This is a genomic window from Rhodanobacter sp. FW101-FHT13A11 (assembly GCF_058790335.1).
This window is the reverse complement of the sequence record NZ_JBYTCN010000003.1, coordinates 208,579-229,368: the sequence shown is the minus strand read 5'-3', so window position 1 is coordinate 229,368 and position 20,790 is coordinate 208,579. Positions and strand designations below refer to the sequence as shown.

14 protein-coding genes are annotated in these 20,790 nt (G+C 67.7%); 9 read left to right on the top strand and 5 right to left on the bottom strand.

What is annotated here, in order from left to right; all coding sequences use genetic code 11:
• Window positions 1-538: 538 nt before the first annotated feature.
• Together AC3WRN_RS05415 and AC3WRN_RS05410 are read right to left on the bottom strand one after the other, a co-directional pair.
• Entirely contained in the window at window positions 539-1,561 is a 1,023-nt protein-coding gene (locus tag AC3WRN_RS05415; RefSeq protein ID WP_492622201.1) for an extracellular catalytic domain type 2 short-chain-length polyhydroxyalkanoate depolymerase, read from the bottom strand.
• Between the two features lie 165 nt (window positions 1,562-1,726).
• Window positions 1,727-3,949: a TonB-dependent receptor gene (locus AC3WRN_RS05410; protein ID WP_492622200.1), complete on the bottom strand. Its 2,223-nt coding sequence runs from the start codon at window positions 3,947-3,949 to the stop codon at window positions 1,727-1,729.
• A 204-nt stretch (window positions 3,950-4,153) separates the two neighbouring features.
• Between AC3WRN_RS05410 and AC3WRN_RS05405 the strand changes: the two genes are divergently transcribed.
• The 3 genes from AC3WRN_RS05405 to AC3WRN_RS05395 all read left to right on the top strand — a co-directional run bounded on the left by AC3WRN_RS05405 (window position 4,154) and on the right by AC3WRN_RS05395 (window position 9,106).
• On the top strand, window positions 4,154-5,551 hold the full coding sequence (locus AC3WRN_RS05405) for a GntP family permease (protein ID WP_068091614.1): 1,398 nt from the start codon (window positions 4,154-4,156) through the stop codon (window positions 5,549-5,551).
• 147 nt (window positions 5,552-5,698) lie between these two features.
• Window positions 5,699-7,528 carry a translational GTPase TypA gene (gene typA / locus AC3WRN_RS05400; RefSeq protein ID WP_068091617.1) on the top strand — a complete coding sequence of 610 codons (1,830 nt, stop codon included), beginning with the start codon at window positions 5,699-5,701 and terminating at the stop codon, window positions 7,526-7,528.
• Between the two features lie 252 nt (window positions 7,529-7,780).
• The gene (locus tag AC3WRN_RS05395; RefSeq protein ID WP_492622199.1) at window positions 7,781-9,106 is read left to right on the top strand and encodes a carbohydrate porin; all 1,326 of its coding nucleotides are present in this window, start codon (window positions 7,781-7,783) and stop codon (window positions 9,104-9,106) included.
• A gap of 76 nt (window positions 9,107-9,182) precedes the next feature.
• Here the strand turns inward: AC3WRN_RS05395 and AC3WRN_RS05390 are convergent, their stop codons facing one another.
• The gene (locus AC3WRN_RS05390; protein WP_068091628.1) at window positions 9,183-10,133 is read right to left on the bottom strand and encodes a LysR family transcriptional regulator; all 951 of its coding nucleotides are present in this window, start codon (window positions 10,131-10,133) and stop codon (window positions 9,183-9,185) included.
• Window positions 10,134-10,397: 264 nt separating this feature from the next.
• Here AC3WRN_RS05390 and acnA point away from each other — a divergent pair, with 264 nt between their 5' ends.
• On the top strand, window positions 10,398-13,148 hold the full coding sequence (gene acnA, locus AC3WRN_RS05385) for an aconitate hydratase AcnA (protein WP_492622198.1): 2,751 nt from the start codon (window positions 10,398-10,400) through the stop codon (window positions 13,146-13,148).
• 91 nt (window positions 13,149-13,239) lie between these two features.
• Here acnA and AC3WRN_RS05380 read toward each other — a convergent pair whose 3' ends face one another.
• Entirely contained in the window at window positions 13,240-13,686 is a 447-nt protein-coding gene (locus AC3WRN_RS05380) for a hypothetical protein (protein WP_492622197.1), read from the bottom strand.
• A 139-nt stretch (window positions 13,687-13,825) separates the two neighbouring features.
• Here AC3WRN_RS05380 and AC3WRN_RS05375 point away from each other — a divergent pair, with 139 nt between their 5' ends.
• A complete protein-coding gene (locus AC3WRN_RS05375; protein WP_492622196.1) occupies window positions 13,826-15,508 on the top strand; it encodes a long-chain-fatty-acid--CoA ligase in 1,683 nt (560 codons plus the stop codon).
• 78 nt (window positions 15,509-15,586) lie between these two features.
• Here AC3WRN_RS05375 and AC3WRN_RS05370 read toward each other — a convergent pair whose 3' ends face one another.
• Window positions 15,587-15,958 carry a PilZ domain-containing protein gene (locus AC3WRN_RS05370; RefSeq protein ID WP_068091639.1) on the bottom strand — a complete coding sequence of 124 codons (372 nt, stop codon included), beginning with the start codon at window positions 15,956-15,958 and terminating at the stop codon, window positions 15,587-15,589.
• A gap of 890 nt (window positions 15,959-16,848) precedes the next feature.
• Here AC3WRN_RS05370 and AC3WRN_RS05365 point away from each other — a divergent pair.
• From AC3WRN_RS05365 to arsC, 4 genes are read left to right on the top strand one after another with little or no spacing between them, the layout of a single operon-like run.
• Window positions 16,849-17,781 (top strand): segregation and condensation protein A, encoded by a 933-nt coding sequence (locus tag AC3WRN_RS05365; RefSeq protein ID WP_492622195.1) that lies wholly within the window; start codon window positions 16,849-16,851, stop codon window positions 17,779-17,781.
• 38 nt (window positions 17,782-17,819) lie between these two features.
• Entirely contained in the window at window positions 17,820-18,593 is a 774-nt protein-coding gene (gene scpB / locus AC3WRN_RS05360) for an SMC-Scp complex subunit ScpB (protein ID WP_492622269.1), read from the top strand.
• A complete protein-coding gene (locus AC3WRN_RS05355) occupies window positions 18,590-20,119 on the top strand; it encodes a pseudouridine synthase (protein WP_492622194.1) in 1,530 nt (509 codons plus the stop codon). The genes scpB and AC3WRN_RS05355 overlap by 4 nt, the downstream gene beginning before the upstream one ends.
• A gap of 30 nt (window positions 20,120-20,149) precedes the next feature.
• Window positions 20,150-20,494 (top strand): arsenate reductase (glutaredoxin), encoded by a 345-nt coding sequence (arsC, locus tag AC3WRN_RS05350; RefSeq protein ID WP_492622193.1) that lies wholly within the window; start codon window positions 20,150-20,152, stop codon window positions 20,492-20,494.
• Window positions 20,495-20,790 lie beyond the last annotated feature (296 nt).

Here is a 20,790-nt window from a genome sequence, read left to right as displayed (position 1 = left end):
CGCTGCGCGGCCTGTCGTCCCCGACTCACCGCCGCGCAAGGGACCCCGGTAGAGCAGCGGGCCATCGTGGCCCGCACTCGATGATGAAGCTGGGAAACAAAAGCCACAGAGCAAAATCCAGCGCTGCCGTTGCCCTGCTGTTGATCTTGCTGTTGCTTTGGCTTTTCTGAAGAGTGCGGGCCACGATGGCCCGCTGCTCTACCCGGGCCCCCTCTGCAGCGGCGGCCGGGCGAAGGAAAGCCCGCAGGGTGGCCGGCATGGATGCCGGCCAGTTTGTCGTCAGGGCAGGATGCCCTGTCGACAAACCCCGTAGCCCGGCCGCGAACCTTGCGGGCAGGATGCCCGCAAGGCGCGTAAGCGGGGTGGCCTTCTCTTTTGGTTACTTTTCTCTTGGCCACGCAAGAGAAAAGTAACTCGGCCTCCGAAGGAGGACGAAAGCTCTTTGCTCTGAAACCCTTGGCTCCGAATGAAGCAAGAGCATCGCGCACAGGGTGCGCTCCTACAGTCGGACAAAGACGCGGACGACGGCGCCCCGCCATTAATGCCCCGCCGGCATTCCCAGCGCCCGCACCGCATTCACCAGCCAGCGCAGCTGCACGCCGTGGCGGCTGTCGTAGTCGGCTCCGGAATATCCCCACCAGTCCCAGCATGCCTGCGGATTCAAGGGCGCGAAACTTGCGCGGGTCTGAGGATATAGCACCGCCACGGCGTAGACGTCGGCCCAGCGGTTGAAGCCGGCGTCCTCGACGAAGGCCTCGCCCACCGCGGCGGCGTTCTGCCTGCAGCCGTGGAACGCCACCACCACGCCGCACGGCTTGCCGGCGAGGCAGGCCGGCGGCAGGTAGACGTAGCCGGTGTCGGCCAGGAATGCATCGGCGCCGCCGGGGCGCAGCGCATCCTGGTCGAAGCGGCGCAGTTCACCCTGCGCGCTGCCCGCCGCGCGCGGCGGCTTGCCGAACATCTGCGCGAAGATCTCGCCCGCCGCATCGAAGCCGCAGTGGCCCAGGTAGGGCGCCACCGACTTGCCGCAGTCGTCGCCGCCGGCGACCACCGGCAGGTTGTGCGCGAACGCGCGCTGGCCGTCGTCATGCACCTGCATGCCCTTCAGCCCCGGCACGCCGTTGCGCAGCTGCCGGTAGAACTGCGCGCCCGCCTCGGCCACCGCGGGCGCCACCAGCGCGTCGTCCTTGCCGTGCAGCAGGTAGACGCGGGCGTGGGCCAAGTTCTTCAGCACGCCGATCTCGCCGCTGGCGGAGCGCCTGCCGGCGCTGGCCACCAGCGCGCCGACATCCGGCGCCGGCACGCCCTTCATGCAGCTGCCCAGCGCCACGTCCAGCTTGCCGCCGGCGCAGCCGTACGGACCGCCGGCCACGATGGCCGCGTTCGGGAACAGCTCCGGGTACGCCAGCTGCGCCTGGCCGGCCATGTACGCGCCGGAGGAAAGGCCGACCACGGCAGTGCGCGAAGCATCGATCTTCAGCCTGGGCAGCGGCGGCGCAGCGGCGGCCCGGGCCAGCGTGGCCGCGAGCAGCAGGGTCAGGAAACCGAGGGTCTTGCGCATGGATTCTCTCCGCTGGCGGCCCGGCGTCCGGCAGCCGGCCTCACGCCGCCCGCCAGGCCCGGCCGGAACCGCGATGGTAGCCGGACCGGCCCCGGCAGGATCCGGACCCAAACTCCCCGCGGGAGCCCACCGGCGACTCCCGCGGGGCATGGGGAAACGCCATCGTCAGAACCGGTACTTCGCACTCAGCATGACCATCCGCGGGGCGCCGTAGAAGCCTGTGTAGATGCCCAGCGCGCCGACGTTGTAGCCGGTGGTGCGGTAGGACTTGTTGGCCAGGTTGGTGCCCTGCAGGCTCAGCGACCAGGGCTGGTTGACCTGCCAGATGACGCCGGCGTTCCACAGGCCATACGCGGGCTGGGCGATCAGCGGCGACAGCGTGGTTTCCGGGTACACCATGCTCTGGTAGGTGTAGTTCACCCGCGCGGTGACGCTGCCGCCGCTGGCCAGCGGCGTGGTGTTCTCCAGCGACAGGCCGCCGGACCACTTCGGCGCGTTGGTGAACTTCTGCTGGTCGGCGATGTTGACGCCGCGGGTCATGTACTCGGTGTACTTGGTGTGCAGGTAGGCGACGTTGCCGCGCAGAGTCCAGTTCTCGGCCGGCTTCCAGGCAAACTCCTCCTCCAGGCCGTCGATGTGGCCCTTGCCGGCGTTGGTGAAGTCGCCGAAGAAGCCCTGGCTGCCGTTGGGCAGCGTGTAGGAACTGAATACCGACAGCTGGATGTTGGTGTAGAGGTTGTGGAACAGCGCCGTGTTCATCATCAGCGCGCCGTCGAGGAAGGTCATCTTGCTGCCCAGCTCGAACGACTGCACCTTCTCGTCGTCGATCGGGCGACACGAGCTGGGCACCGCCACGCAATTGGCGCGGATGTTGTAGCCGCCGGAGTGGAAGCCCTCCGAGTAGCTGGCGTAGAGCTTCACCTGGTCGTTCACGCTCCAGTCCAGCGAGACCTTCGGCGAGACGTTGCTGGTCGCGTGCGAGCCGCTGAAGTTGGCCAGCGTGCTGGTGCGCGTGGTGAAGGTCTCGTCCGAGAAGCCGAAGTTCTGGATCAGCGCGGTCTTGGTCTCGTGGGTGTAGCGCAGGCCCACGTCCAGGCTCCAGCTGGGGTTGATGTCCCAGGTGAAATCGCCGTAGCCCGCATAGCTCTTGGTGCCCATGCGCCCGCCGGTGCTGCCGTACTGCGACAGGTGCAGCGTGGAGTACGGTGGCGAACCGAGGAAGATGTTGTGGATCTCGCCGTCGGCATGGCCGTCGAAGTAGTACGCGCCGAACACGCCGTGCAGGCTGCCGCCGGCGTCGTAGTTGGCCTGGAATTCCTGGCTGAACTGATGATCCTTGTAGACCGCGTTCACGTCGGCGATCTTCTCCGGCAGCGTGTCGAAGTCGATGTTGGTGTCGGTCGAGGAGCCGCGCAAGGCGGTCACGGATTTCAGCGACCAGTTCGGGCTGGCGATCCAGTTCATCGTCAGCGCGGTGCCGTACAGCTTGGTGTGGTTGACCTGGGCGAAGCCGCTGCGGGTGTCGAAATCGCTCGACAGCGGCTTGTAGGCCGGGTCGAGCTTGTTCACCGTGAGCATCTTGGCGCCGCGCGGGTTGGAGTTGTCGCGCACGCCGTCGACCGACAGCTGCATGTTGAACTGGCTGGACGGAAAGAAGCCGAACGTGGCGCGTGCGGCATTGCTGTTCTTGTTGCCGTTGCGGCTGCCGGTGAGGATGTCCTTGCCGAAACCGTCGTTGTGCCCGCTGGCGTAGGCGATGCGCCCGCGCCACACCTGGTCCGCGCTGGCGCCGCCGAGGCTGGCCTTGACGTCCTTTTCGCCATGCGTGCCCACGGTCGCCTCCACCGAGCCCTCGGTCTTCACCGGCAGCGGGTTGGAGACGTATTTGATCGCGCCGCCGATGGTGTTCTTGCCGTACAACGTGCCCTGCGGGCCGCGCAGCACCTCGATGCGGCTGACGTCGAACACGTCCAGCACCGCGCCCTGCGGACGCGCCAGGTAGACGTCGTCCAGATAGATGCCCACGCCCGGGTCGAAGCCCCAGGTCGGGTCGGCCTGGCCGACGCCGCGGATGTAGGCGGTGAGCGTGGTGTTGGAGCCGCGGGCGGCGTAGATCTGCAGCGAAGGCACCTTGCCCTGCAGGTCGGCCAGGTTCTGCACGTTCTGCCTTTCCAGCGCCTGCGCGGTGAAGGCGCTGACCGCGATCGGCACGTCCTGCAGCGTCTCCTCGCGCTTGCGTGCGGTCACCGTGATCTGGTCGAGCTGCTTGACGCTGGTGGTCTTCGCCGCCTTGCCGCCGGTGTCGGTGGCCTGCTGCGCATGCAACGGTGCCGCGGACAGCAGCCCGGTGGCCAGGCCGATCGCCAGACTCAGGTACGTGCGCTTCATGGTTTCCCCTTCCCCTTTCCTGTGGTGTGACCGGCAGTGGACGCGGCCATCGGCAACGGATGCTGACGGAACGAGCTTAGATACCCACCAGGGGGCCGGCACTTGTACCTTCGTACAGTGCCGGTGGCCGGCGGCGGTACGGATACTCGGGCCAATGTCCCGACCATCGTCGCGGATCGGGCTCACTTCGGGGGAGATTCACGGATGGCATTTCTGATCGTGCTGGCCGCACTGTGTTTTCTGATGTTCGCGGCCTATCGCGGGTACAGCGTCATCCTGTTCGCGCCGCTCGCCGCGCTGGGCGCGGTGCTGCTGACCGATCCGTCGCTGGTGGCACCGATGTTCACCGGCCTGTTCATGGACAGGATGGTCGGCTTCCTCAAGCTGTACTTCCCGGTATTCATGCTGGGCGCGGTGTTCGGCAAGCTGATCGAGCTGTCCGGCTTTTCCAAGGCCATCGTGGCGGCCACCATCGGCCTGGTCGGACGCAGCCGGGCGATCCTGTCGATCGTGCTGGTGTGCGCGCTGCTGACCTATGGCGGCGTGTCGCTGTTCGTGGTGGTGTTCGCGGTGTACCCGTTCGCCGCGGAACTGTTCCGCCAGTCCGATATTCCGAAGCGGTTGATCCCCGGCACCATCGCGCTGGGCGCGTTCACCTTCACCATGGATTCGCTGCCGGGCACGCCGCAGATCCAGAACATCATCCCCACGTCGTTCTTCGGCACCAACACCTGGGCCGCGCCGTGGCTGGGCACGATCGGCGCGGTATTCATCCTGATCGCGGGCCTGGGCTATCTGGACTGGCGCCGGCGCCAGGCCGCCGCGGCCGGCGAAGGCTACGGCGACGACCTGGTCAACGAGCCGGCCCCGTTCGAGGGCGGCCGGCTGGCGCACCCGCTGGTCGCGCTGTTGCCGCTGGTGCTGGTGGGCGTGTGCAACAAGCTGTTCACCGAGCTGATCCCGCGCCTCTACGGCGAAACGCAATCGTTCCTGCCCAGCGTGGTCGGCAGCGCGAAGCCGGTGGTGCAGGAGGTGTCCAAGGTCGCCGCGATCTGGGCGGTCGAGGGCGCGCTGCTGGCCGGCATTCTGTGCGTGCTGGCGTTCGCCTGGCGGGCGGTGACCGCACATCTCGCCGCCGGCAGCCAGGCGGCGGTCGGCGGCGCGCTGCTGGCCTCGATGAACACGGCCTCGGAATACGGCTTCGGCGCGGTGATCGCCGCCCTGCCCGGCTTCAAACTGGTCGCCGATGCACTGCACACGATCCCGAACCCGCTGCTCAACGAGGCGGTCACCGTCACCGCGCTGGCCGGCATCACCGGCTCGGCCTCCGGCGGCATGAGCATCGCGCTGGGGGCGATGGCCGAGACCTTCATCGCCAACGCGCACGCCGCCGGCATCCCGATGGAGGTGCTGCATCGGGTCGCGGCGATGGCCTCCGGCGGCATGGACACCCTGCCGCACAACGGCGCCGTGATCACCCTGCTGGCGGTGACCGGGCTGACCCACCGGCAGTCCTACAAGGACATCTTCGCCATCACCGTGGTCAAGACCCTGGCGGTGCTGGTGGTGATCGCCGCGTACTATCTCCTCGGCGTGGTGTAGCCACGGCGGCGTCCGCGGATCGCGGGCTGCAGGCGGGATGAACGGACCGAAGAAATGACGGGCAAGTTGTCACACAAGTCCGTATAATCGGTCAATTCGCCCTTCAAAAACCTGCGTGACGGCCTCCGAGTCGCCCGAGTCAATCCCATGTCCATCGAAAAACTGCGCAATATCGCCATCGTCGCCCACGTCGACCACGGCAAGACCACCCTCGTCGATTGCCTGCTCAAGCAGTCCGGCACGCTCAACGAGCGCACCGTGCTGGCCGAGCGCGTGATGGACTCGAACGACCAGGAAAAGGAACGCGGCATCACCATCCTGGCCAAGAACACCGCCATCACCTGGCAGGGCAACCGCATCAACATCGTCGACACGCCGGGACATGCGGATTTCGGTGGCGAAGTGGAGCGCGTGCTGTCGATGGTGGACTCGGTGCTGATCCTGGTCGACGCGATGGACGGCCCGATGCCGCAGACCCGCTTCGTGACGCAGAAGGCGTTCGCGATGGGTTTCAAGCCGATCGTGGTGATCAACAAGGTCGACCGCCCCGGCGCCCGTCCCGAGTGGGTCGTCGAGCAGGTGTGGGATCTGTTCGATCGCCTGGGCGCCACCCCCGAGCAGATGGATTTCCCGATCGTCTACGCCTCGGCGCTGAACGGCTATGCCGGCCTCAACGACGACGTGCGCGAAGGCGACATGACCCCGCTGTACGAAGCGATCATGCAGCACGTGAGCAAGCCGGACGTCGATCCGGATGGCCCGTTCCAGATGCGCATCAGCCAGCTCGATTACAACAGCTTCGTCGGCGTGATCGGCATCGGCCGCATCCAGCGCGGCACCTTGAAGAAGGGCATGCCGGTCGCCGTGATCGATCGCCATGGCAAGAAGCGCCAGGGCAAGGTGATGCAGGTGCTGGGCTTCCTCGGTCTGGAGCGGATCGAGCAGGACAGCGCCGAGGCCGGCGACATCGTCGCAATCTCGGGCATCGCCGACCTCACCATCTCCGACACCGTCACCGCGCTGGATACACCTGAAGCATTGCCCGCGCTGACCGTGGACGAGCCGACTATCTCGATGACCTTCCAGGTCAACAACTCGCCGTTCGCCGGCAATAAGGATCTGTCCGGCGGCAAGTTCCTGACCAGCCGCCAGCTGCGTGAGCGTCTGGATCGCGAGCAGGTGCACAACGTGGCGCTGAAGGTCGAGCAAGGCTCCGACGCCGACAAGTTCCTGGTCTCCGGCCGCGGCGAGCTGCATCTGTCGGTGCTGATCGAGAACATGCGCCGTGAAGGCTACGAGCTGGCCGTGTCGCGCCCGGAAGTGATCATCAAGGAGATCGACGGCCAGAAGATGGAGCCGATCGAGCAACTGGTGGTCGACGTGGAGGAAGTGCACCAGGGCGCGGTGATGGAAAGGCTCGGCGTGCGCAAGGGCCAGCTGAAGAACATGGAATCCGACGGCAAGGGCCGCGTGCGCCTGGATTACGAGATTCCGGCGCGTGGCCTGATCGGCTTCCAGAACCAGTTCAAGACCCTGACCCAGGGTTCGGGCCTGCTGTTCCACGTGTTCGACCACTACGGTCCGAAGGAAGAGGGCCAGATCGCCAAGCGCCTCAATGGTGTGATGATCGCCAACGCCGGCGGCACCACCCCCGCGTATTCGCTGGGGCCGCTGCAGGATCGCGGCAAGCTGTTCGCAGCCGAGGGTGACAACGTGTATGAAGGCCAGCTGGTCGGCATCCACGCCAAGGACAACGACCTCACGGTGAACGTGATCAAGCCCAAGCCGCTGACCAACATGCGCGCCTCGGGCAAGGACGATGCAATCCAGCTGACCCCGGCGATCAAGTTCTCGCTGGAGCAGGCGCTGGACTTCATCGACGACGACGAGCTGGTCGAGGTCACCCCGAAGGAAATCCGCCTGCGCAAGAAGCACCTCACCGAAAACGACCGCAAGCGGGCCTCGCGCGGCTCGTGACGAACACCCATCGGCACACGCCACCGGCATTGACACCCCGGTCGCGTGCGCCGATCATGCGCGCGCCTCCGCCCGGGAGGCCCCACCGGATATCCGCAACCCAGATGAACGACGATCCCGCCAGTAGTCGCGGCGGCAGCCCGACGCGCCAGCGTCGCCATGCCCACCGTAGCCATACCATCACGGCACGGCCGTGAGCGGGGCCGGACCGGTCTGACCCGCTCGCTCCGTGCCCCTGCACGGAACGAGACCATGCGCTTCACCCGTTACCTCCTCGCCGCACCGCTGGCGCTGGCCGCCACGCTCGCCCACGCCGGCGACGCGCCCCTGTTCGTGCCCCAGTGGCTGGGCGCGCAATACACCTTCGTCGACCAGCACCAGTCTTCGCTGCATTCGCCCTATGCCGGCCCGCTGAGCCTGCACGCCCGCAGCGACACCCGGCGCTCGGACACCTTCGGCGTCTACTTCGGCGTGGCCCTGCCCGCGCGCCTGCAGTTCTACTTCGATGTGGAAATGTTCAAGGGCGCCGGCGTCAGCGACGCCACCGGCCTGGGCGGCCTGACCAACGGCGACGTGATCCGCGCCGGCACCACCGGCCTGGGCAAGGGTCCCTATGTGGCCCGCCGCTTCCTGCGCTGGACGCTGCCGTTGGGCGACGCCACCTCGGCGGTGGAGCGCGCCCAGGACCAGCTGCCCGGTGAAGAAGCCGTGCGGCGGGTCGAGGTCAAGGCCGGCAAGATGGCCGTCGGCGACGACTTCGACAAGAACCGCTACGCCGGCAGCACGCGCACCCAGTTCATGAACTGGACGCTGTTCAACGACACCGCCTGGGATTTCGCCGCCGATACCCGCGGCTATACCGACGGTGTGATGCTGGCCTGGGTGGATGCCGGCTGGAGCCTGCGCTACGGCATCTACCGGATGCCCTTGCACGCCAACGGCCAGCGCCTGGTGTCGTCGTTGCACCGGGCCCGCGGCGAGCAGGCCGAACTGACCGTGCAACCCGACCCGGATGGCTGGGCGCTGCGCCTGCTGGCCTTCCGCAACACCGCCTCGATGGGCGTATACCGGCAGGCCATCGACACGGCGTGGGCCAGCGGCAGCGTGCCCGACATCGCGGCCGACGACCGCCCTGGCCGTCGCAAGTACGGCTTCGGCCTCAACGGCGAGCTGCCGCTGGCCGACCACGGCGACACCGGCCTGTTCATGCGCGCCGGCTGGAACGACGGACGCACCGAATCGTTCGCCTTCACCGAGGTCGACCGCACCCTGAGCGGCGGCTTCCAGTTGTCGGGCGCGCACTGGAACCGGCCCAGCGACCGTCTCGGCGTCGGTGTGGCGCTCAACGAGCTCTCGCCAGGGCATCGCGAATACCTCGCGCTGGGCGGCAGCGGGTTCGTGCTGGGCGACGGCGCGCTCCGCTACGGCAGGGAGCGGCTGCTCGAGGTCTACTACAACTTCTCGATCGGCAGGTACCTCACCCTGAGCCCCGACCTGCAACTGGTGCACAACCCCGGCTACAACCGCGATCGCGGGCCCGCGCGCTTCGTGGCGCTGCGGGCGCATCTGGAACTCTGACCATCGCAACGCATCGCGCGCAGCGCTTCCGGCGCCTGCCGTAGCGGCGGCCCGCCCTGTCGGTCCCGAGGTGCCGTCAGGGCGAAGCCGCCTTCGCCTTCGCAGCGGCCACGCGCAGCCCCCGCCGCTGCCGCGCCAGCTTGCGCAGCAGCTCGGCGAAGGCCTGCAGGTCGTCGTGCCACGGCGAGGCATCGCGCCAGTACAACGCGATCTCGCGGCCGCTTGCCTGCCCGTTGAGTTTCGCCAGCGCGATGTTCGGCATCGAGGCCAGCCGCTCGTGCGCCAGCGCCGGCACCAGCGCATAGCCGCCGCGCAGGCTGACCAGGGCAGCCAAGCTTTCCAGGCTGACGTCCTGCACGTGGCCGTGCTCGCTGCCCCCACCCTGCAGGCCGTCGGCGTGGCTTTCCGCCATCAGCGTGGCCTCGGCCGGGTCAAGCCGGTCCAGCGCGATGCTGTCCTGGCCGGCCAGCGGATGGTCGGCGCGCAGCATCAGTTCCCACGGCTCGAAGAACAGCGGACGTGATGCGATCCCGCTGACCGCCGGTGCCGGCGGTGCCAGCACCGCGTCGAGTTCACCCTCGCCCAGACGACGCAGCAGGCCACGCGGCTTGCCTTCGGAGATGCCCAGCCGCGCCCCGGGAAAATGCTGCGGAAACGGCGCGATCAGGTGCGGCAGCAGGTACGGCCCCAGCGATGCCGGCACGCCCAGGCGCAGCTCGCCGCCGAAGGCGACCTCGCCGGCGCGGGCGACCTGCTGCAGGTGTTCGGCGGAAGACAGTACCGCGTCGATCTGCTGCAGCAGCCGCTGGCCGCCTGCGGTCGGCACGATCTTCCGGCCGCCGCGCTCGAACAGCGGCGCGCCCAGCGCCTGCTCCACCTTCTGCACCTGGTGCGACAGCCCGGAGGGGCTGATATGCATCGCCCGCGCCGCACTGTTGAAACTGCCGTGGCGATGCACCGCCTGCACCAGCGCGAGGTCGCGCAGCGAGACCGCGGCCAGGCCCATCGAAATCATCGAATGCTGCATGTCATCAAAGGCGTTTGCGTGCGGTGGCCATCGGATCCATCCTGTACGGCGAAGTCGCCGTGAATGTCGGCGCAGTGTACCCGTCGATGCCGCCTGCCGGCGCCCCCGCGGCCCTGCACACCGCCTTCACCGGGACGCAACCGGTTCGCGACCCCGCGGGGTTTGCGCGATAATCGCGTTTTTGCCGGACGACGCACCCCGCGTGTCGTCCGGCGCCGCCGTACAGTCGTCCCAGCCGCAGGATCCAGCCAGGAGCACGTCCCCATGAAAGACACCTTTTCCGTACGCGACACCCTCGAGGTCAACGGCCAGCGCCACGTCTTCGCCAGCCTGGCCAAGCTGGGCCAGCGCTACGACCTGAAGCGGCTGCCGTACTCGCTGAAGATCCTGCTGGAGAACCTGCTGCGCCACGAGGACGGCGTCGACGTCACCGCGAAGGAGATCGAGGCCATCGCGAAATGGGACGCCAAGGCCGAGCCCGCCACCGAGATCGCCTTCATGCCGGCGCGCGTGGTGCTGCAGGACTTCACCGGCGTGCCCTGCGTGGTGGACCTGGCGGCGATGCGCGACGCCGTGGTGAAGCTGGGCGGCGACGCCACCCAGATCAACCCGCTGGCACCGGCCGAGCTGGTCATCGACCACTCGGTGCAGGTCGACGTGTACGGCTCGGAGAGCGCGCTGGAACAGAACGTGGCCATCGAGTTCGAGCGCAACCAGGAGCGCTACTCGTTCCTGCGCTGGGGCCAGAAGGCGTTCAACAACTTCAAGGTGGTGCCCCCGCGCACCGGCATCGTGCACCAGGTGAACCTGGAGCACCTGGCCCGCGTGGTGTTCACCGCCGACATCGGCGGCGAGAGCTGGGCCTACCCGGACACCGTGTTCGGCACCGACTCGCACACCACCATGATCAACGGCCTCGGCGTGCTGGGCTGGGGCGTGGGCGGCATCGAGGCCGAGGCGGCGATGCTGGGCCAGCCCTCCTCCATGCTGATTCCGCAGGTGGTCGGCTTCAGACTCACCGGCAGGCTGGGCGAGGGCGTCACCGCCACCGACCTGGTGCTCACCGTCACCCAGATGCTGCGCAAGCTCGGCGTGGTGGGCAAGTTCGTCGAATTCTTCGGCACCGGCCTGAAGCACCTGCCGCTGGCCGACCGCGCCACCATCGGCAACATGGCACCGGAATACGGCGCCACTTGTGGCATCTTCCCGATCGACCAGGAAGCGCTGAACTACATGCAGCTGTCCGGCCGCAGCGCCGCGCAGATCAGGCTGGTCGAGGCATACGCCAAGGCCCAGGGCATGTGGCACGACGAGAACAGCCCGACCCCCGAGTACACCACCACGCTGGAGCTGGACCTCGCCGACGTGCGTCCGTCGATGGCCGGCCCGAAGCGCCCGCAGGACCGCGTGCTGCTGGAAGGCGTGCAGCAGAGCTTCCATGACGTGGTCGGCGCGCTCACTGCGAACCGCCGCCCGAAGAACGGCGCGGTCGCCGCGTTCGCCAACGAGGGCGGCGCCACCGCCATCGGCAACCCGGCCAACGCGATCGGCGAAACCGGCGTGCTGGTCGAGAAGGACGGCCAGAGCTTCCGCGTCGGCGACGGCTCGGTGGTGATCGCCGCGATCACCTCCTGCACCAACACCTCCAACCCGGCGGTGATGCTGGGCGCCGGCATCGTGGCGAAGAAGGCCGCGGCGAAGGGCCTGAAGGCCAAGCCGTGGGTGAAGACCTCGATCGGGCCGGGCTCGAAGGTGGTCAGCGACTACCTGGAGCAGACCGGGCTGCTGAAGGAACTGGAGAAGATCAACTTCTACATCGTCGGCTACGGCTGCACCACCTGCATCGGCAACTCCGGCCCGCTGCCGGTGGAAATCAGCAAGGGTATCGCCGATGGCGACCTGGCGGTGGCCTCGGTGCTCTCGGGCAACCGCAACTTCGAGGGTCGCGTGCATCCGGAAGTGAAGATGAACTACCTGGCCTCGCCGCCGCTGGTGGTCGCCTATGCGCTAGCCGGCACGCTGGACATCGACCTGACCAAGGACGCCATCGGCATCGGCAACGACGGCAAGCCGGTCTACCTGAAGGACATCTGGCCGAGCAACCAGGAAATCTCCGACGCGATCGCCGGCGCGATCAACCCGGCCATGTTCGAGAAGAACTACGCCGACGTATTCAAGGGCGACAGCCGCTGGAACGCCATCGCCTCGCCGGACGGTGCGGTCTACCGGTGGAATGACTCCACCTACATCAAGAACCCGCCCTACTTCGACGGCATGACGATGGCGCTGGGCAAGGTGGAGGACATCCACGGCGCCCGCGCGCTCGGCGTGTTCGGCGACTCGATCACCACCGACCACATCTCGCCGGCCGGCTCGATCAAGAAGGACAGCCCGGCGGGCCGCTTCCTGATCGAGAAGGGCGTGCAGCCGAAGGACTTCAACTCCTACGGTTCGCGTCGCGGCAACGACGATGTGATGGTGCGCGGCACCTTCGCCAACATCCGCATCAAGAACCTGATGCTCGACAACGTCGAAGGCGGCTACACCCTGCACGTGCCGACGGGTGAGCAGATGTCGATCTACGACGCCGCGATGAAGTACAAGGCGAGCAAGACCCCGCTGGTGGTGCTGGCCGGCAAGGAATACGGCACCGGCTCGTCGCGCGACTGGGCGGCCAAGGGCACCCTGCTGCTGGGCGTGAAGGCGGTGATCGCCGAGAGCTTCGAGCGCATCCACCGCTCCAACCTGGTCGGCATGGGCGTGCTGCCGTGCACCTTCAAGGACGGCCAGAACGCGCAGACGCTGGGCCTGACCGGCCAGGAAACCTTCGACATCACCGGCCTGGACGACGGCAACTCGAAGGAAGCCACGGTCACCGCCACCGCCGCCGCCGGCGGCAAGAAGCAGTTCAGCGTGAACGTGATGCTGCTGACCCCGAAGGAGCGCGAGTTCTTCCGCCACGGCGGCATCCTGCAGTACGTGCTGCGGCAGCTGGCGGGCAAGAAGGCCGCCTGATTTCCGGCGCGGACCTGCGCAGGACGAAAGACCGCCCCGTCGTCCGGGGCAGTCTTTCAGCGTGTGGGAAATCGCCTGGCGCCCGCAGCGCCTACAGCGCGTGCTTCCACGTGGCCGAGTAGCAGTGCCACGCACCGTCTTCCTCGCGCCACGCCGATTCGACCTGGTACAGGCCCAACTGGTCGGGCAGCAGCTTGCCGCCGCTGGTCAGGGTGACGGTGAACGAGGCCATCATCCGTTCGCCACGACGCTCGATCGACACCGGCCCCATCGTCACGCCGATCCGCTCGCCGCGCAGCGCGAGCAGCCGCACCATGTCGGTCAACTGGCGCCGATCCAGCGTGCCGGCATTGCCGTCGAAATCCTCGCTGAGCGGTTTGCCTGCGCCACTGGCCGAACCCGCTTCGGCCGCCTGCGCCACCGCGGCGATCGCCTCGCGCACCTGCGTTTCGTCGGGCGTGCGGTGACAGGCCGGCAAGGCCAGCACCAGCAAGGCGATCGCGGCCAGCAGACCGACGTTTTTTCTCGGGCAGATCATGGGCAGAACTCGTTGCGGTGCGGCTTGCCGCTATACGCGGGCGTATGCTCCAATGAAACGGCGCATGGCCATGATGGAAGCCGCGTCATCCTATAGCCATCGTCGACCCGCCGTCATCGACAAAACAGGGAACCCGAGCATGAGCAATGAACGTCCGTGGCTGGAGCACTATCCGGCCGGCGTACCCGCAGAAATCGACGTCAACCAATACGCTTCGGTACCGGCCGTGCTGGACGAAGCGTTCGGACGTTTCAGCGATCGCCCGGCGTTCTCCAGCTTCGGCCGCCAGCTCAGCTATGGCCAGATCGACGCGCTGAGCCGCCAGTTCGCCGGCTACCTCACCGGCGTGCTCAAGCTCGGCAAGGGCGACCGCATCGCGATCATGATGCCGAACGTGCTGCAGTACCCGATCGCGCTGTTCGGCGCGCTGCGCGCCGGACTGGCGGTGGTCAACACCAACCCGATGTACACCGCACGCGAGCTGAGACACCAGTTGGAGGATTCCGGCGCCAAGGCGATCGTGGTGCTGGACAATTTCGCCGCCACCCTGCAGCAGGTGGTGGCCGACACCGGAGTGCTGCATATCGTCACCACCGGCATCGGCGACCTGCTCGGATTCCCCAAGGGCGGACTGATCAATTTCGTGCTCAAGCACGTGAAGAAGATGGTGCCGGCCTTCCACCTGCCGCAGGCGGTGCGCTTCCGCGACGCGCTGGCGCGCGGCGCGGCGCATCCGCTGCATCCGGTTGCGCTGAACCACGACGACATCGCCTTCCTGCAGTACACCGGCGGCACCACCGGCGTGGCCAAGGGCGCCATGCTCAGCCACGGCAACATGATCGCCAACATGCTGCAGGCCGACGCCTGGATCGGCGCCAACGCCAAGCCGGGCCAGGAAGTGATCATCACCGCGCTGCCGCTGTACCACATCTTCTCGCTGACCGCGAACGGGCTGGTGTTCATGCGCCTGGGCGGCCTCAACTGGCTGATCACCAATCCGCGCGACATGCCCGGTTTCGTCAAGGAACTGGCCAAGTCCGGCTTCACCGCGCTGACCGGCGTCAACACGCTGTTCAACGGGCTGCTGCACACGCCCGGCTTCGACGAACTCGACTTCTCCCGGCTGCACCTGTCCCTGGGCGGCGGCATGGCGGTGCAGCGCGCGGTGGCCGAACGCTGGAAGAAGGTCACCGGCTGCACCCTGGCCGAAGCCTACGGCCTGACCGAGACCTCGCCCGCGGTCTGCATCAACCCGCTGGACCTCAAGGAATACAACGGCTCGATCGGCCTGCCGGTGCCCTCCACCAACGTGGCGATCTGGTCGGAAGACGGCAAGCCGCTCCCCGTCGGCGAGGTGGGCGAGCTGATGGTGCAGGGCCCGCAGGTGATGAAGGGCTACTGGCAGCGCCCGGACGAGACCGCCAAGGTGCTTGGCGCCGACGGCTGGCTGCACACCGGCGACATCGCGAAGATGGACGCCAACGGCTACTTCTACATCGTCGACCGCAAGAAGGACATGATCCTGGTGTCCGGCTTCAACGTCTATCCGAACGAGGTCGAGGACGCGGTGATGCAGCACCCTGGCGTGCTGGAGGTGGCCGCGGTCGGCGTGCCGGACGAGCATTCCGGCGAAGTGGTGAAGCTGTTCGTGGTGCGCAAGGACCCGAACCTCACCGAGGACGCACTCAGGCAGTTCTGCCGCGAGAACCTCACCGGCTACAAGCGGCCCAAGTTCATCGAGTTCCGCGACAGCCTGCCGAAGAGCAACGTGGGCAAGATCCTGCGCCGCGAGCTGCGCGACGAGAAGAAAGCCACCGCCTGAGTCCCGACCCGGCCGGAGGCCCCGAAACCGAAAACGCCCGCATGACGCGGGCGTTTTCCTGCGGCAGCGGCGTTTCGCTCAGCCGTCCTTCCAGTGTTCCAGGATGTCGGCGTAACCACCAAGCAGATTCCACAGCGGCACCTGCTTGTCCTCGGGGATGTGGCTGTACGAAAACCCGATGTGGTGGTCGGAGATGCGCGCGATCACGGCCTCCAGGTGGATGTGCAGGTTGTGCCCGAAGATCATGTCGAGCATCCAGCTCTGCCCCACCTCGCCGGACCATCCCAGCGGACGCCGCAGCAAGGCGCCGGTGGCCGAGATATCGACCAGTTCGGTCGGATGCGACTCGCCGTGCCGGCTCATCAGCACCGTCGTCTCGATCTGCATGCGCGCCGGGCGCAATTGTTCCGTTCCCGCGCCGTCTGGTCCGCGCTTGTTGTCGTTCGCCATCAGTCCACCATCCGTCTGCGCCTGCCCTACGGCCACGACACCATGGCCAACACCATCCTGAAACCTTCCGGCCGCATCATGCGCGCGGATGCCCCGCACTTTCCATGCGTGACTCCCGCGCCAGCCATTCTGCATGTCGGCTAGTCGTGTTCATCGGGATATTACAAGCAACCACCATGCCATCCCCACCGGCCGAGCGGATGCAGGCACCGCTTGACGCCGGCCGATACGGCACCTGACAGGCCACGGGATCGCGCCAGGTTCGCCACGGCCCTGCGTTGTCGATGCAGGGATGCGCCTGACGCGGCCAAGTCTCATCCGACGCATTGGGTCACATGCCGCCCTTGCACCGCCGGAATCCCCGATTCGCACCGGCGGGACCGGCGTATCGTGTCCGTCACGGGCCTCCGCGCGGAGTCGACAAGCGCACGCGATCCCCGATCCGGCATGCACACGCCGCTGGACTTGCCGCCGGCCAGACGCTACTCTTTGCCCACGCGTGGTTCCATGGAAAACGGTTGCCGATCATCTCGGGCACTCCGTGGCTTCCATGCGATTGCTCTCTAACCGACCCGTTGAACCGTCAGTGGCGCCACCCCTCGCCGCTCCCGACTTTCGCCCATGCCGTGGCTGACAACCCGGAGCTGGCGTGCAACGGTCGATTGCGGCCCGCCTGACCGAACCGCCATCGAGCGGCTTCGTCTTGCCCGTCGTGACGATGGCGCCCGTCGCGCCTCGACCGAGATTGTGAAGAACGCAGTACCCCGGGAACGCCGCCTCACGGCCGTGTTCCGAGTGCGGACACCCCCATGGTTGTGCCGGCATGTGGATGATTCCGATCGTGTTGCACACACTGCCAGCCGCTGCAGGCGGCCCAACGACATGTATTGATGAGCACTGAGCCCGTCGAGCCACAGAGCCCGGATGCCGTAGCGCAGGACGCGTTTGCATCGGTACCGCAGCAGCAGGAAATGCCGCTGGCCATCGTGCGCGGCCAGCCAATGCTGCAGATGCCGCAGGACCTGTACATCCCGCCGGATGCGCTCGAAGTCATCCTGGAGGCGTTCGAGGGTCCGCTGGACCTGCTGCTGTACCTGATCCGCCGGCAGAACCTGGACATCCTGGACATCCCGGTCGCCGAGATCACCCGGCAATACATGGCCTACATCGAGCTGATGCAGGACGTGATGCGGCTGGAGCTGGCCGCCGAGTACCTGCTGATGGCCGCGATCCTGGCCGAGATCAAGTCGCGGCTGCTGCTGCCGCGGCCACCGGCCGAGGAAGGGCTGGAAGACGATCCCCGTGCCGAGCTGGTGCGGCGCCTGCAGGAATACGAGCGGTTCAAGCGGGCCGCCGAGGATATCGAGGCCCTGCCCCGGCAGGAACGCGACAGCGTGGTGGTGCACGCCGACGTGGGCGAGCGCAACGTGATCAAGCTGCCGCCGCCGCTGGACCTGCCCGAGCTGCTGCTGGCGCTGAAGGACGTGATGTACCGCGCCGAGCTGTTCGGCCACCATGCGATCAAGCGCGAGGCGCTCAGCGTGCGCCAGCGCATGGGCGAATTGCTGAGCCGGCTCGACGACAGCAGCTTCCATCGCTTCGAGAGCCTGTTCGACGTCAGCGAAGGCCGCCTCGGCATCGTGGTGACCTTCCTGGCGATGCTGGAGCTGGCCAAGGAGATGCTGGTCGAGATCGTCCAGGAAGAGCCACTGGCGCCGATATACGTGAAGGCGAAGGCGACCGCCTCCGGACATGCCGCCGAGGAACCGGCGGACGACGCCTCGACGGGCGAATCGGCGCTGGTCGAGTCGTCCGGCGAATGAGCGATACCCACCTGAATCCGCAACCGACTCCGAAGGTCATGCAGATCGAGCAACTCAAACCCATCATCGAGGCCGCCCTGCTGGCCTCCACCCAGCCGATGACCGTGCAGCAGCTGGGCGACCTGTTCAGCGAGGCCGACGACGTCAGCCGCGAGCAGATCGCCCGCGCGCTCGAGGCATTGGCCGGGGACTGCGCCGGGCGCGGCGTCGAGCTGAAGGAAGTGGCCTCCGGCTTCCGCTACCAGGTGCGCCAGGACGTGCATGCCTGGATCTCGCGGATGTGGACCGAGCGGCCCAGCCGCTATTCGCGCGCGCTGCTGGAGACGCTGGCGCTGATCGCCTATCGCCAGCCGATCACCCGCCCCGAGATCGAGCAGATCCGCGGCGTGGTGGTGTCCTCCAACATCATCAAGACGATGGAGGAACGCGAGTGGATCCGCGTGGTCGGCTACCGCGACGTGCCCGGCAAGCCGGCGCTGTACGGCACCACCCGCGCGTTCCTCGACTACTTCAACCTGAAATCGCTGGACCAGTTGCCGCCGCTGTCGGAAATCCGCGACATGGAAGACCCGCAGTTGCGCTTCGAACCCGATCCACTGCCCGCCCGCATCGTGCGCGACCTGCCGGTCGATCCGGACGAGGAAACGCCCGACGCCGAGGCACCGGCCATCGACCCCGCATCCGGTGACGCCGGCTCCGACCCGAGCCCGCACGCCGAGACCTTTGCAACCACTGCCGACGAGGCAGCGACCCCCGCCGCGGACGCCGAACCCGACGCCGCCGGGCAAGATCCCGAGGAGTACCGCGCATGACTGCGCCGCAAAAATCCGTTCTGTCCCTGAAGCGCGAACCCCGTGCCGACACCGACGCCCCCGCCCTGGAAGAGCGCCTGCACAAGGTGCTGGCAAACGCGGGCCTCGGCTCGCGCCGCATGCTCGAGGTGCGCATCCAGTCCGGCGAAGTCGAACTCAACGGCAGCCCCGCCACGATCGGCGCCAGCGTGCACGCCGGCGATCGCGTGGTGATCGACGGCAAGCAGTTCGTGGTCGCCACCGACAGCCGCGACGACGCCGAGGTGGTGATCTACCACAAGCCCGAAGGCGTGCTGACCACCCGCGACGATCCGGAAGGCCGCCCCACCGTGTTCGAACAGCTGCCGCGCCTGAAGGGCGCGCGCTGGGTCGCCGTGGGCCGGCTCGACATCAACACCACCGGCCTGCTGCTGCTGACCACCGACGGCGAACTGGCCAACGCGCTGATGCATCCGAAGAGCGGGCTGGAGCGCGAATACCTGTGCCGCGTGCACGGCGAGGTGCCCGACGAGACCATCGAACGGCTGAAGGCCGGCGTGGAACTGGACGACGGCCCCGCCCGCTTCGACGAGATCGCCGTGATCAGCCGCGGCGGCAGCCACAGCTGGTTCCGCGTGGTGATCCGCGAGGGCCGCAACCGCGAGGTACGCCGCCTGTGGGATTCGCAGGGCTTCCTGGTCAGCCGGCTCAAGCGCATCCGCTACGGCACGATCGAGTTGCCGCGCCACCTGCGCCGCGGCGAGTGCGAGGCGCTCGACGCCGAGAACATCAAGCAGCTTCGCCAGACCGCCGGCCTCGGCGCGCCGCAGCCGGTGCTGACCCTGAGCCCGGTGCTGCACCAGCGCCGTGCCAACCGCAACGTCACCGAATACCGGCCCGAGCGTGGCGCCGGCACGGCGTGGACCGGCGGCCAGGACGAGGCGCGCGAACTGCGCGCGTTCGACCGCATCCGCGAGGAACCCGTGCGCGGCCGCAAGCCGCCGCGCAGCGGCGGCAAGGATGTCAACGGCAACGTCGCCCACCCCGAACGCAGTGGCGGCGGCAAGCGCGGCGGCAAGGGCCGGCGCGTGGCACCGGGCCAGGAGCTGCCGTCGGTACGCACCTGGTTCGCCGGCGAAAGCCGCGACGGCAGCAGTCGTCCGGGCGCGCCGCGCGGCAACGCCGGCGGCGCCGCTGGCAACCGCCGCCCTGCTGGCGGCAAGGCGTTCGGTACACGCAGCGGCGGCGAAGGTCGCGTTGCCGGCAGTCCGTACAGTGGCTTCGGTGGCGAACCGCGTGGTCCCGGCATGGGCGGCAACCGTGCACCGGGCAACCGCGGTCCACGCCCGCAGGGCCAGGGACAAGGCCAGGGCAACCGTGCGCACGGCAACCAGGCACGCCCGCAAGGCCATGGCGGCAATCGCCCACAAGCTAGCGGCCGTCCGCAAGGCCAGGGCGGCAACCGTCCGCAAGGCGGCGCCCGTCACGGCGGCCCGGCTGGTGGCCGCCCGCCAGGTCGCGGCGGCAATCGCTCGGGCAATCGCTGAGCCGGCACGATGACACGAGGTCACTGAGCGATGGTGCGCATCTATCACAACAACCGCTGCTCCAAGTCCCGCGCCACGCTGGCCCTGCTGGAGGAACGTGGCGACGAAGTCGAGGTGATCAACTACCTCGACACCCCGCCCAGCACGACCGAACTGACCCGGTTGCTGAAGCAGCTGGGGATGACCGCGCGCCAGCTGCTGCGCACCGGCGAGGCGGAGTATCAGGCGCTGGGCCTGGACAACCTTTCGCTCGACGACGATGCCTTGACCGCCGCGATGGTGGCGCACCCGAGGCTGATCGAACGACCGATCGTGGTCGCCAACGGCAAGGCCGCGCTCGGCCGGCCGCCGGAAGCAGTACTGGCAATACTCTGAGCCCCCGTGCGCCCATCAGCAGAAGCCGCCCACGAGGCGGCTTCTGCTGGTTCTTCGCGGAAATCCGGCGAGGCCGATAAAAGAGAACGGCGACTTCAGGTGAAGATGTTTGCGTGACCAGACATTCACCCGATCCACCGCCCGGGGGCCGGATGAAAAGCCTTCCCCCCCGTTGTCGGGAGGGATTGCGCCAGCAATCCTCAAACGGGTCCGGCGGGGATCCAGATCCGGCCTGGAAGCCGATCCGCGAGGCACGCCACGGCGCAGTGGCTGTGAACAGCCCCGCCAGCGGTGCG